At 74.3% G+C, this 12,240-nt stretch carries 12 protein-coding genes; 11 read left to right on the forward strand and 1 reads right to left on the reverse strand.

What is annotated here, in order from left to right; all coding sequences use genetic code 11:
• Positions 1–67: 67 nt before the first annotated feature.
• The 10 genes from FMEAI12_RS23155 (at position 68) to FMEAI12_RS23200 (ending at position 8,004) form a co-directional block, all read left to right on the forward strand.
• Entirely contained in the window at positions 68–985 is a 918-nt protein-coding gene (locus FMEAI12_RS23155; RefSeq protein ID WP_112107820.1) for a DUF881 domain-containing protein, read from the forward strand.
• The gene (locus tag FMEAI12_RS23160) at positions 982–1,332 is read left to right on the forward strand and encodes a small basic family protein (protein WP_112107821.1); all 351 of its coding nucleotides are present in this window, start codon (positions 982–984) and stop codon (positions 1,330–1,332) included. Before FMEAI12_RS23155 ends, FMEAI12_RS23160 begins: the two co-directional genes overlap by 4 nt.
• Complete coding sequence (locus FMEAI12_RS23165) at positions 1,329–2,180, forward strand: DUF881 domain-containing protein (protein WP_112107822.1); 852 nt, start codon at positions 1,329–1,331, stop codon at positions 2,178–2,180. The genes FMEAI12_RS23160 and FMEAI12_RS23165 overlap by 4 nt, the downstream gene beginning before the upstream one ends.
• A gap of 114 nt (positions 2,181–2,294) precedes the next feature.
• Positions 2,295–2,675, forward strand: coding sequence for a glycine cleavage system protein GcvH (gcvH, locus tag FMEAI12_RS23170; protein WP_112107823.1), 381 nt, complete (start codon positions 2,295–2,297; stop codon positions 2,673–2,675).
• Positions 2,676–3,084: 409 nt separating this feature from the next.
• On the forward strand, positions 3,085–3,630 hold the full coding sequence (locus FMEAI12_RS23175; RefSeq protein WP_020572244.1) for an FHA domain-containing protein: 546 nt from the start codon (positions 3,085–3,087) through the stop codon (positions 3,628–3,630).
• A gap of 16 nt (positions 3,631–3,646) precedes the next feature.
• Positions 3,647–4,462 carry a MerR family transcriptional regulator gene (locus tag FMEAI12_RS23180; protein WP_071063911.1) on the forward strand — a complete coding sequence of 272 codons (816 nt, stop codon included), beginning with the start codon at positions 3,647–3,649 and terminating at the stop codon, positions 4,460–4,462.
• A 159-nt stretch (positions 4,463–4,621) separates the two neighbouring features.
• Entirely contained in the window at positions 4,622–5,107 is a 486-nt protein-coding gene (locus tag FMEAI12_RS23185) for a bifunctional nuclease family protein (RefSeq protein ID WP_006540374.1), read from the forward strand.
• 360 nt (positions 5,108–5,467) lie between these two features.
• A complete protein-coding gene (locus tag FMEAI12_RS23190; protein ID WP_112107828.1) occupies positions 5,468–6,094 on the forward strand; it encodes a MerR family transcriptional regulator in 627 nt (208 codons plus the stop codon).
• 63 nt (positions 6,095–6,157) lie between these two features.
• Positions 6,158–7,195 carry an ATP-binding cassette domain-containing protein gene (locus tag FMEAI12_RS23195; protein WP_112107824.1) on the forward strand — a complete coding sequence of 346 codons (1,038 nt, stop codon included), beginning with the start codon at positions 6,158–6,160 and terminating at the stop codon, positions 7,193–7,195.
• On the forward strand, positions 7,192–8,004 hold the full coding sequence (locus FMEAI12_RS23200) for an ABC transporter permease (RefSeq protein ID WP_020462472.1): 813 nt from the start codon (positions 7,192–7,194) through the stop codon (positions 8,002–8,004). Before FMEAI12_RS23195 ends, FMEAI12_RS23200 begins: the two co-directional genes overlap by 4 nt.
• Positions 8,005–8,065: 61 nt before the next feature.
• On the opposite strand, the gene FMEAI12_RS23205 is transcribed toward FMEAI12_RS23200, so the two are convergent.
• Complete coding sequence (locus FMEAI12_RS23205) at positions 8,066–8,644, reverse strand: hypothetical protein (RefSeq protein WP_235014346.1); 579 nt, start codon at positions 8,642–8,644, stop codon at positions 8,066–8,068.
• Positions 8,645–9,135: 491 nt separating this feature from the next.
• Here FMEAI12_RS23205 and FMEAI12_RS23210 point away from each other — a divergent pair, with 491 nt between their 5' ends.
• Positions 9,136–12,027 (forward strand): FtsK/SpoIIIE domain-containing protein, encoded by a 2,892-nt coding sequence (locus FMEAI12_RS23210; protein WP_112107825.1) that lies wholly within the window; start codon positions 9,136–9,138, stop codon positions 12,025–12,027.
• Positions 12,028–12,240 lie beyond the last annotated feature (213 nt).

The raw sequence follows: 12,240 nt of genomic DNA on the forward strand, positions 1-12,240 counted from the left end.
TCGTAATGGCTTCCCGGCGGCGGAACGCGACGGGTATGCCACAGTGGCCAGCCGGCCATCGGCGAGAATGCCGGATGTGCACGGACGGACACGGCTGACCACGCGCGCGAGCGGGGGGAGCCCGCTGGCGGGCGGCGCCGCGGCGACGGTGCTCGAGCGGATCGTGGCCGACGCGCTCGAGCCCGCCTACGCGCGGGACTCCAACGCCGCGCGCGGAGCCGGTCGGCGCGGTGGCGGTCGGCGCGGTGGCGGGTGGGCCAGGCGGCTGCTGCTGCCCCTGACGCTGCTTCTCGCGGGCCTGCTTGTCGCCGTGAGCGTGCGCCAGGCGGTCGATGACGCGCCGTCCCGGGAGCGGCTGCGGGCGCGGCTGAGCGCCGAGTACGAGGCCCGCTCCACCCACCGGGACGGCCTCGCCTCCTCGGTGGCCGTGCTCCGCTCCGCCACTGAGGGCCTGGTGAACCGGCGCCGGACGGCCGACGGGCTCTGGGCGGTCGCGAACGCCGAGATCGACGCGCTCGCGGCGCCGGCCGGCCTGGCGCCGGCACGCGGCCTCGGCGCGAGGGTGACCCTCGTCGACCCGTCGGCCGGGCCGCCCGCCGACGCGGGCAACCCGCGGCCGACGGCACAGGGCCCCGACGGCCGGCTCGCCGACCACGACCTGGCCGACATGGTGAACGCGCTGTGGGCCACCGGCGCCGAGGCCATCGCCGTGAACGGGGTCCGGCTGACCGCGCTGAGCGCGGTGCGCGCCGCGGGCGACACGATCCTGGTCGGCCTGAGCCCGGTCGCGGCACCCTACGTGGTCGACGTCGTCGGGGACCCTGACACGATCGTTCCGGGGGTGACCGCCGCGGCGGTCACGCTGCGCCTGCGCACCCGGATGGGCGCGCCCCCGAACGCCGTGACCGTCGCCCGCCTGGACGACGTCACCGTGCCGCCGGCCCCCAGCCCGAGCCTCCGATATGCCCGAGGGAGCGGATCTTGACCCGTGAAGGTGCGATCACCGGCCTGCTCGCGCTCGTTGTCGGCGTCGTCGCCGGGCTCCTCGTCGCGCCGAAGCCCCCGACCTGGCTGGACCCGTACCTGCCGGTGGCGGTGGTCGCCGCGGTGGACGCGGCGGTCGGGGGCCTGCGCGCGGCGCTGGAGCGGGTCTTCTCCGACCGTGTCTTCGTCGTGTCCTTCCTGTCGAACGTGCTGCTGGCCGTGGCGCTCGTCGCGCTGGGCGACGCGCTCGGCGTCGGCGGCGCGATGTCGACCGCGGTGGTCGTCGTCCTCGGCATCAGGATCTTCACCAACGCGAGCGCGGTCCGCCGATCGCTGCTGAAACTGTGACCGACGAGCTGCCGTCCCGCACTCCTCGGCTCCACGTGCCGCCGCCCGGCGAGTCGCCTCCCGGTGAGCCGCCGCTCGGGGAGCCGCCGGACACCACGGGGCCGGCCGGCGGCGGCCCCGCTGTCGTGCACCCGACTGTCGGGAAGGCGACGAGCGGCGGCACCGGCTCCCGGGTGCGGCTGTTGCGATACGTGACGGTTCTGTTGCTCGCGGTGCTGGGATTCGGTGTCGCCGTGATGATCCGGATCGCCGACACGCCCGAGCGGCTGGCGGCGGCCCGGCCCGACGAGCTCGCCACCGAGCTGGAGGACCTCGCCGTCGCCGGGCGGCGGCTGGAGGTGGAGGCCACCGGTCTCGAGCAGACCCGCGCCGCGGTCGCCGACGGCGCGCGCGGCGACGCCGACCTCGACCGGGCCCGCCGCGAGGCCGAGGCCCTGGCGGTACTCGCCGGCACCGGCCCGGCGACCGGGCCGGGCGTCACCCTCCGCATCGACGACCCGCGGGGGACCGTCGAGGCGTGGATCCTCGTCGACGCCCTGCAGGAGCTGCGGGACGCCGGTGCCGAGGCGATCGAGCTCTCCGGTGTCCGTGTTGTGGCCTCCACCTACATCGTCGACGCTCCCGGCGGCGGTATGACCGTGGACGGCGGCAGTGCCGTGCCGCCCTACGACCTGCGCGTGGTCGGGGACGCGCACACGCTTGCCCAGGCAATGCGGATTCCTGGCGGAGTGCTCGATACGGTAGCTACCCGGGATGGCGCGCATGCTGAGGTCACGAACTCGGATCGGATCGAGATCAGGGCGCTGCGGGCCGTTCCGACCCCCCGTTTTGCCCGTCCAGCCGGTTGAGGGGCGTGCCCCGCGACGACGCCGTCGCGGTGGGCGCCGGCCGTCCGGACGGTCCCATGCGTCCGTCGACGCCCGTGCCGGCGCTCGGCACCACGACCGCAGGAGGCGATTCCGGTGTACCCGGACGACCTGAAGTACACCCGTGAGCACGAGTGGGCCCGGGCCGAAGGGAACAGGGTGCGGGTCGGCATCACCGCGTACGCGCAGGAGGCACTCGGCGACATCGTCTTCGTGTCGCTGCCCGAGGTCGGGCAGGCCGTCTCGGCCGGGGAGCCGTGCGGCGAGGTCGAGTCGACCAAGAGCGTCTCCGACATCTACGCGCCCGTCTCCGGTGAGGTCGCGGCCCGCAACGAGGCGCTCGTCGCCGCTCCCGAGCTGGTGAACTCCGACCCCTACGGGGAGGGCTGGCTGGTCGAGGTCACGGTGGTGGACGCGGCCGTCCTCGACGACCTGCTCGACGCCGCCGCCTACCGCGAGCACGTCAAGGAGCAGTAGCCGCGCGGGAAGTTCGCGGCCGGCGTGAAGTTCGTGGCCGGACTGTCATTCCGGGACGGGCGTTCCCGGGGCGGGCGCGGTCATTGGACGGTGCTATGCGCATTGGCCTGGTTATGTCCTACCTCGTCCGATGTCAAGTGAAGGGCGGCCACCGCCCGTGTGCGGTGGCGCCACGCCGAACAAACACCCGACGCACCCTTTTCACGACGGTGCGCCTGATGCACTAGCCTCGAAGTGCGCCGTGACGGCATCGGCCGCGGACACCGCCGCGTTCGGCCGTTCGCGCGGGGTGAGTGCCCGATCACATCGGGTCAGGCCCCTGTCGGGGAACATTCCTGCCGCCGTCAGGGCGGCGGACCGAGCGGCCGGGCTCCCGCCTGCGGGCATCCGGCAGGAAGCGGACGAGACTGTGTTCTGCACGAGGTGCGGCCAGCAGAACCCGTCCGACGCGCTGTACTGCGCGCGGTGCGGGTCGCCTCTGGTGCGTCCGGGCGAGCCCGTGGCGCCGGAGCGACCCGCGGAGCAGACGTCGACGCTCAACCTGGCCGCCGCGCTCTCCGGCATCGAGGGTGACCACGTCGACGAGTCGACCGAGCGCGACGCCGTCGCCGCCGTCGACGCGCTTCCGCCCGGCTCGGCCCTGTTGGTCGTCAAGCGAGGCCCGAACGCGGGCAGCCGGTTCCTTCTCGACGCCGATCTCACCACCGTCGGGCGCCATCCGGAGAGCGACATCTTCCTCGACGACGTCACGGTCTCCCGGCGGCATGCCGAGTTCCACCGGTCGCCCTACACCAAGGGATTCTCCGTGCGTGACGTCGGCAGCCTGAACGGTACCTACCTGAACCGGGAGCGGATCGACTCCGCGGAGCTCACCGGCGGCGACGAGGTCCAGATCGGCAAGTTCCGCCTGGTCTTCCTGACGGGCGCGACCTATGGGGGGGTCGGGGTTCGGTGAACAGGTCCACGACGAGGTGAGCGGCGGCAGCAGCGCCGCGGCGGAACCCATGCGCTCGTCCGGTCGTGCGGAGGAGTCCCGGCCGGGATCGTCGCGGCGGGGCGGCCCGGGACAGCGGCCCGAGGATGCCGCGAAGACCCTGAACATCGGCGAGGTGTTGGACAGACTTCGCACCGAGTACCCCGACATCACCCTCTCGAAGATCCGCTACCTGGAGTCCGAGGGGCTGGTCGAGCCGGCGCGCACCAGCGCGAACTACCGGAAGTACTCGCTCGACGACGTCATGCGCCTGCGGCACGTGCTGCACGCCCAGCGTGAGCGGTACCTCCCGCTGCGCGTGATCAAGGAGGAGCTCGCGGCGCTCGACCGAGGCGACACCCCGCTGCCCCGGACGGGCCCGCGTGCCGTGCCCGACCGGCCGGCTGTCCGCGGCCTGGACGGCCTGCTGGGCGCGGAGCGGGTCCGTCTGTCCCGCCGCGAGCTGCTCGCCGCCAGCGGCCTCGACGACGACTCGCTGGCCGAACTGGAGGGCAACGGGCTCGTCGGCCCGATCGCGGGCGGCGGCTACTACGACTCCGACGCCCTGCTGGTGGCCCGTACCGTGGCCCTGCTCGCGGCGCACGGCGTCCAGGCGCGGCACCTGCGTGCCGCCCGCGCGGCGGCGGATCGTGAGGCAGGTCTCATCGAGGCGGCGGTCGCGCCGCTGCGGTCCGGTCGTCTGTCGGAGTCGGATGGTCGCGCCGCGGAGACCGCCGACGAGCTCGCCACCCTGCTGGTGCGCATGCATGCCGCGCTGTTGCGGACCCGGTTGACCGGCAGCCGGCCAGGCTAGCGGGGCACGGTCACCCAAAACGGCGCCATCTTCCACGGAAAGTGAGAACTGGCGGGCGCGCTGACGCGGGGCGGTAGCGGGGATACTGTCTCCCCGTGGGGTTTTCTGGCTCCGGTCACAGCGTCCCGCCCTACCCCACCTGCGCTAGGAGGTAGATCGGTGCATCGGCTGGACATCGTCGGCGTGCGTGTCGAGCTTCCGTCGAAGCAGCCGATCGTCCTGCTCAAGGAGGTGGGCGGGGAGCGGTACCTGCCGATCTGGATCGGCGCGGTCGAGGCGACGGCGATCGCCTTCGCCCAGGAGGGCATCACCACGGCCCGGCCGATGACCCACGACCTGATGCGGGATGTGCTGCGGGCACTCCAGACGGAGCTGACCCAGGTCACCATCACCGACCTGCAGGACGGAGTCTTCTTCGCCACGTTGGTGTTCGGTAACGGCGTGGAGGTCTCCGCCCGCCCCTCGGACGCGATCGCCCTGGCCATGCGGATGGGCGCGCCCGTGTACGGGGTCGAGGCGGTCCTGGCCGAGGCCGGGATCACCGTCCCGGAGGAGCAGGAACAGGAGCAGGAGAGCGAGCTGGAGAAGTTCCGGGAGTTCCTGGACACCATCTCGCCGGAGGATTTCAACACGCCGGGCTCCTGAACCAGGCTCGGAGGGCCGCGAGGCCCGGTGCCGCGCCGGATGTGACCCGAGCGGGGTAGCTCGTCCGGTTGGGCGCACACTTGTCCTGGTGCGGCCAGCATGTCCGCTGGACTACGGACACGCCGGCTTGGATCATTGAAGAGACGATGCCCCGCCCTTACGGTCGGGCGAACCGACTGCCTATCCGGTGCGCCGGCCGGCGCGGGGATGCGTCGCCGTTCGCCGCCGGGGGCGGCCACGGTGCCCCGCCGCCGACGCGGCGCGGGCCCGGGCTGGTGGGCGTGTGGCGCGGCGCCGGTGTGGGCGGTGTCGTCAGCGGGCGGGCCGTGAGGCTCCCGGACTGTCCGGAGGATGGGACTGGTGAATGGTGGCACCTCGATCGGAGCAGCCGCGCGGGTGGCGCCGGAGGAAGCCGATCCCGCCTGGGTGGATGCCGAGCGGACGACCATGATCGAGCAGGGTCAGCTCTTCGGCGACGAGATCCCGCAGCCGCCCGGTGACGACGTCGGATACCGCGGGCCGACGGCCTGCTCGGCGGCCGGCATCACCTACCGCCAGCTTGACTACTGGGCGCGCACGGGCCTGGTCGTACCCAGCGTGCGCGGGGCGAGCGGGTCCGGCAGCCAGCGCCTCTACTCGTTCCGCGACGTGCTGGTCCTGCGGGTCGTCCGCAAGCTGCTGGAAGCCGGGGTGTCGCTGCAGAACATCCGGGCCGCCGTCGACCATCTGCGGACCAGGGGAGTGGCGGACCTCGCCCACCTGACCCTCATCAGCGACGGCTCGACCGTCTACGAGTGCACCTCGGACGACGAGGTGATCGACCTGGTCCGGGGTGGTCAGGGCGTCTTCGCGATCGCGGTCGGGCGGGCGCTGGAGGACATGCGCGGCCAGCTCGCGGAGCTGCCCTGCGAGCGCCCCGGCAACCCGGCGGCGACGCACCCCGGCGACGAGCTGGCCCACCGCCGGCGGCGGCGCAGCTCGGCCTGATCGGCACGCCCCGCGGGGAAAAACCATTGGGGAACTGTCGGTGGCCTGGCGTACGGTCCCCGTGTGACGGATCATCCCGCGGTCCTCGTCGAGGGCCTTCGCAAGAGCTACGGCCGACATACGGCCCTCGCCGGGCTCGACCTCCTCGTCGCGGAGGGCACGGTCCACGGCGTTCTCGGCCCCAACGGGGCCGGCAAGACGACCGCTGTCCGCATCCTGGCCACGCTGCTCGCCGCCGACGGTGGGCGGGCCGAGGTCCTCGGGGTCGACGTGCTGCGCCAGCCGCAGCTGGTCCGTCCCCGGATCGGCCTGACCGGCCAGTACGCGGCCGTCGACGAGCGGCTGACCGGCCTGGAGAACCTGGAGATGTTCGGCCGGCTGTACCGGCTGTCAGCCCGCACCGCGCGGGCGCGGGCGGCCGAGCTGCTCGAGCGCTTCGACCTCGCCGAGGCCGCCGGGCGGCAGGCGAAGACGTACTCGGGCGGCATGCGTCGGCGCCTAGACCTCGCGGCGAGCCTCATCATGGCGCCGGCCGTGCTGTTCCTGGACGAGCCCACGACGGGGCTGGACCCACGCAGCCGCCAGGCGATGTGGCGGGTGATCGCCGACCTCGTGCGCGACGGCACCACCGTGCTGCTCACCACGCAGTACCTGGAGGAGGCCGACCAGCTCGCCGACCGGGTCTCCGTCGTCGACACCGGGCGGGTCATCGCCGAGGGAACCACCGACGACCTCAAGCGCCAGATCGGCGGCGACCGGCTCGACATCACCGTGGCCGAGGGCTGCGACCTCGGCGGTGCCGCCGAGGTGCTGGCCCGGTCCGGTACCGGCGCGGCCACCGTGGACGCCGACGAGCGCCGGGTGAGCGTCCCGGTCTCCGGCGCGGGCATCCTCGCCGAGGTCGTGCGCGGCCTCGACGAGATCGGGGTCACGATCGTCGACGTCGCGCTGCACCGCCCGTCCCTCGACGACGTCTTCATGACCCTGACCGGTCACGGCGCCGCCCCGACGGGTGCGACCGGCCCCGGCGGGCCGGGCGGTGACGACGGGCCTCCCGGCCCGCGTACCGGCGACGACGAGCGGGATCTGGTGAAGGCATGACCACTCTCGACCTGACACCCGTCGCGCGGCGGAGCCGGCTGACCTGGGAGCTCCTCGACGCCTGGGTGATGTGCCGGCGCAACCTGATGAAGACCTGGCGGGTGCCCGAGCTGCTGGTCTTCGCGACCATCCAGCCTGTGATGTTCGTCCTGCTGTTCAGCTACGTGTTCGGGGGCGCGATCGACGTCGGCCCGGATCTCGACTACGTCGACTTCCTGATGCCCGGCGTCTTCGTGCAGACAGTGATCTTCGGCGCGATGATGACCGGGATCGGCCTCGCCAACGACAAGGAGGAGGGGCTGATCGACCGCTTCCGGTCGCTGCCGATGAGCCGCTCGGCCCTGCTGACCGGGCGGACACTCGCCGACCTGGTCCGTAACGCCTTCATCATCCTGATCATGCTGTTGGTCGGCCTGGCGGTCGGCTTCCGCTTCGGTGACACCACGGTTCCGGCCATCCTGGCGGGATTCGGCGTGATGCTGATCTTCTCCTACGCCTTCTCCTGGGTGTCGGCGGTGATCGGCATGTCGGTCCGCAGCACGGAGGCGGCACAGTCCGGCGGGATGATCTGGGTCTTCCCGCTCGTCTTCGCCAGCTCCGCCTTCGCCCGGGTCGACACGATGCCGGGCTGGCTGCAGGCGTTCGCCGACCACCAGCCGGTCACCGTCACGGTGGATGCCGTGCGCGCCCTGTTCCTCGGCGGCCCGGTGGCTGACGACCTGCTGCTCTCGCTCGCCTGGTGCGGCGGGATCCTGCTGCTGTTCGGGCCGCTGGCCGTCCGGGCCTTCCGAAGGGACGCCGCAGGCTGACGAGGCCGCGAGATCAGGCCGCCCGGATCGCGGCAGGGCCCGATCGTGGCGGGCCGCGGCCTCAGGTGCGTCCCTCGGTGTTCTGGGCGTTGCCCAGGGTGGGCTCGTAGGCGACCCAGTCGGCGCGCAGCACGGGCCAGCCGTCGGCGCGCAGCAGCTCCACGACCGCCGGGTCGTCGTCGACCACGACGGCGACCCGGCGGTGCACGCCGAGCCGGCGCAGCTCGGAGCGCTTGAAGATCCGCGCCGGGCGGCGGTCCGCGTCCGGGCGCATCCGTAGCTCGTTGAGGGGCAGCCCCTGTTCCCGCAGCCAGCGCTCGGTCGCGGCCCGGGAACGCTCCGGGCGCCCGGTCAACCAGAGCACCTCGTGGTCGCGGGCGAGCGAGCGCACCAGCTCCACCCCCTCGACCAGGGGCGGATCGACGTCCGCGGCAGCGAAGAACGCGTCCCAGTCACCGGGGCGGGCCCGCAGGAAGCGCAGGCGGTGCCGCACGTCGGCGACCACCCCGTCGACGTCGATGACGGCCAGCGGTCGGTCCGCCGGCGCCTCCGCCGCGGCGGCGGCCTGAAGCGGGCCACCCGCCACGCTGTCAACTTCAGCCACGCTGTCGAGACCAGCCACGCCTTCCATACCGGTCACGCTATCCACGTCGCCCGCACCGCCGCCGCCACCAACGCCGGCCGGGGCCCCGGGGCCCGCCAGCCCGTCCGGTTCGGTCTCCGACCCCGCGTCCAGGCCGGACATGCGCCCCGGATCCGCCACTTGTGTGCCTCCCGTACGGCGTCCACGTCGATGCTCCTCCGCCGGGCCATTGAACACGCGCGACACAGCGGATAAACCGTCGGTGTCCCGGCGGGCATCCGGTACGGTCCAGTTCATCATCGGGTGTTTCCCACGGTTATCGGCTGAACTGGCCGGGGACACCGGCCGGAGACACCCGGGTGGTCGCCGGTTCCGCATGCGGTGAAACGGCCCGACGTGACGCAACGGTCGCTAGCGTGGTGTGCCAGTGACTGATCGCTGGTGGTGATCCGCCAGCTGGCACCAGGTCAGGTGGCGGCGGGTGTCGTGGCGTCGCGGACGCGGCCCGGTCAGGAGACGTTCCGGTCGTCTGTCGCGAGGAGGTCGCGGTGTCGGGCACGCGGCGAGCACGCCTGCTCGTCTCCGGCATCACGGAGAGCCTGGAGGCGGCGCTCGCGCTCGCCGACCAGCTCGACGAGCAGGCGACCGAGCTGGCCTCCGGCGCGCTGCCCGTCCCGTCGGCCGCCGCGCTCGACCCGGAGACGCTCGGCGCGGTGCCGGCCGACCTCGCCGGCGATCTCGACCAGGTCGCGCTCGCGCTGAGCGAGGCCGGCGCGCTCGCCCGGCGGCAGGCGCCCGCGTTCGCCGGCGCCGGCTGGGACGCGCCGGAGTGGCGGGGAACACTGCCCGCGGGCGGCGCCGACCCCACGCCCGGGCCACCGGTCCGGCCGGGGCTGTGGCGGCTGGGCCGGATCCTCGTGCCGCCGCTGGCCCGCGGCGAGCGCACCGTCGAGGTGCCGCTGGCGGTGCCGCTGCTCGACGCGGGAAACCTCCAGATCGAGACCACCCGCCCCCGCCGCGGCGAGGCGGTCGGCCTGGTCCGCGGCCTGCTCACCCGGATCCTGGCGAGCGTCCCCCCGGGTGGCGTCCGGATCACTGTCTACGACCCGCACGAGCTCGGGGCCGGCCTCGCCGCTTTCGCCCCGCTGCGGGTGGCCGGGGTCGTCGGCCCGACGCTGACCAGCCGCGCGCGCCTCGAGCTCGCCCTCGCCGAGCTCTCCGGCGAGGTCGGTCGGATCACCGTCGAACGCCTCGCCGGCCGGTTCGACTCGCTACGCGAACGGGAGGACGCCGGCCTGCCCCGGTCGGAGCCGTGGCGGCTGCTGGTGCTGCTGGGCTGGCCGTCCCTGCCCGACGAGGCCGCCCGTGCGCTGGACGCGGTGGCCTCCCAGGGCCCCTCGTGCGGGGTGCACGTCATCGCGGTCGTCGAACCCGGGGGCGGTGGGGTCGACGTCCCCGGCGGGCGGGCCGCGGGGCGGCTGCCGAACGCGGAGACGATCACCGCGGTCGAGCTGCTGGCCCTGCGCGGCGAGAGCGACGGCGGGATGCCCGGCGGTTGGCGCACCACCCTGTCCGGCCTGCTCGGCTGCGTCCTGGACGCCCCCCCGCCGTCGGTGGTCGTCTCGGACGTCACCGCCCGGGTCGCGGCCGGGGTGGAGCGCGCCGCCGCCCGTGCGCCGGACCTGGGTGGCCTGCTGCCCGCCGGGCTCTGGGAGTACGAGAGCTCGGCCGGGGTCTCCGTCCCGGTGGCGCACGGCCCGGACGGCGAGGTCACCCTCGCCTTCGATGACGACACCGTGCACGGCCTCGTGGGCGGCCAGGCCGGGGCCGGGAAGTCGACCCTGCTGCTCGACGTGGTCTACGGGCTGGCCGCCCGCTACGGCCCGGACCAGCTCCGCTTCCACCTCCTCGACTTCAAGGAGGGCCTGGAGTTCGCCCAGTTCGCCGCGCGTCCGGGCGACCCCTTCTACCTTCCGCACGCCGACACCGTCGGCATCGAGAGCGACCGGGAGTTCGGCGTCGCGGTGCTGCGCGCCGCCCGGGACGAGATGCAGCGGCGCTCGGTGACGATGCGGGCCGTCGGCGCGCGCGACCTGCGCGGGCTGCGTGCCGCCGACCGCAGCTCCGCCTGGCCGCGCACCCTGATCGTGATCGACGAGTTCCAGGTCATGCTCACCCCACTCGACGCGGTCGCCCGGGAGGCGGTCGCGCTGCTCGAGGTGATCGCCCGCCAGGGCCGCGCCTACGGGATCCACCTGCTGCTGGCCAGCCAGACGCTGTCCGGCATCGACGCCCTGGACGCGACCGCGGGCAAGCGCGGATCGATCTTCGGCCAGTTCGCGCTGCGCGTCGCGCTGCGGACGTCGATCTCCGAGTCCCGGGTTCTGCTGTCGACCGCGAACGAGGCGGCGGGCGCGCTGTCCGGGGTCGGCGAGGCCATCGTGAACCGGCGCAACGGCCATCCGATCGGTAACGAGCACGTCCGGGTGGCCTATCCCGACCCGAAGGTGATCGCCGGGCTGCGGGAGCGGATCGAGGCCCTCGTGGCCCGGGCCGTCCCGCCGATGCGGGCGCCGCGGGTGTTCGTCGGCCACGCGCCGGCCGTCCTCGCCGACAACCCGGCCTTCCAGGCGCTGGCCGGGCGGCCGGCGCCGCTGCCCGGGGAGGCGGCGGGGGACCCGCTGGCCTTCGTCGGCGTCCCGCTGGACCTGGCCCCGCCGGCGGTGGGGGTGCGGCTCGCCCGGCTGCCGGGCCGGCACCTGGCGATCCTCGGCCCGCTGCGCCGCGAGGCGGTCGGCATGGTCCAGGCGGCCGCCGTGTCCGTCGGTGCCCAGACGCCGCGCGGCGGGCTGGTCGTCGACGTGGTCGCCGCCGATCCGGCCACGGTGGCCGCGGCCGAGGTCATGGCGGACGTCCTGCGGCGCTCCGGGCATCCCACCCATGTCACGGACGTCACCGGTCTGCGCGGGGTGCTGGGGTCGGCCGCGGCGGAGATCCGGGCCCGGGAGGAGGCCGCGCTGGCCGGGCGGGGCGAGGCCGCCGCGGGCATGCGGCTGATCGTCGTGTTCGCGATGGACGCCGGCCGCGCCGGGCTCGAGGCGCGCGACGACGCGTCGCGCCGGTCCGGTCTCGACGACCTGCGGACGCTGACCCGGCGTGGCCCGGCCACCGGCGTGCACCTGCTCTGCTGGTGGCGGGCGCCGTCCCGGCTCGTCGACGACCTCGGCCCGGGGCACCGGGACGACATCGCGGCCTGGGCGGCGACGGGCCTGCCCGGTGGTGACCTGTTCGGCCTGGCGGGACACCGTCCGGTCACGGCGGGCACGACGCCGAACCGGGCGGTGCTGTTCGACCGGCACGCCCAGGCCGAGCCGCGCACCGTCGTCCCGTTCGCCCCGCTCGGCACGGGGTCGGCGGCCGAGAGCGGAGCGGCGGTGTGAGCGGCGCGGGCCGGCGTGGGGTGAGTGATCCGCCCGAGGCGGGGAATGCGCGGAGGGTGGCTGATCCATATGGACTCCCGACGGGTCCCGACGCTGCCGGGGCGGGTGCCAGCGGCGGGCTGGGGCCTCCCGACCCCGGCTCCGGTCCCGATCCCAACCTCGGCCACGGGCGGGGGAACGGGAGCGTGAGCGGCGGCGGGAGCGCCCCGGCAG

The sequence above is a fragment of the Parafrankia sp. Ea1.12 genome (assembly GCF_900465275.1).
In the GTDB taxonomy this organism is placed as follows: domain Bacteria; phylum Actinomycetota; class Actinomycetes; order Frankiales; family Frankiaceae; genus Parafrankia; species Parafrankia soli.

Coding starts and splice junctions, on each gene's coding strand:
- FMEAI12_RS23200 (WP_020462472.1), top strand. CDS start 7,192: ATGACCACTCTCGACCTGACACCCGTCGCGCGGCGGAGCCGGCTGACC.
- FMEAI12_RS23155 (WP_112107820.1), top strand. CDS start 68: ATGCCGGATGTGCACGGACGGACACGGCTGACCACGCGCGCGAGCGGG.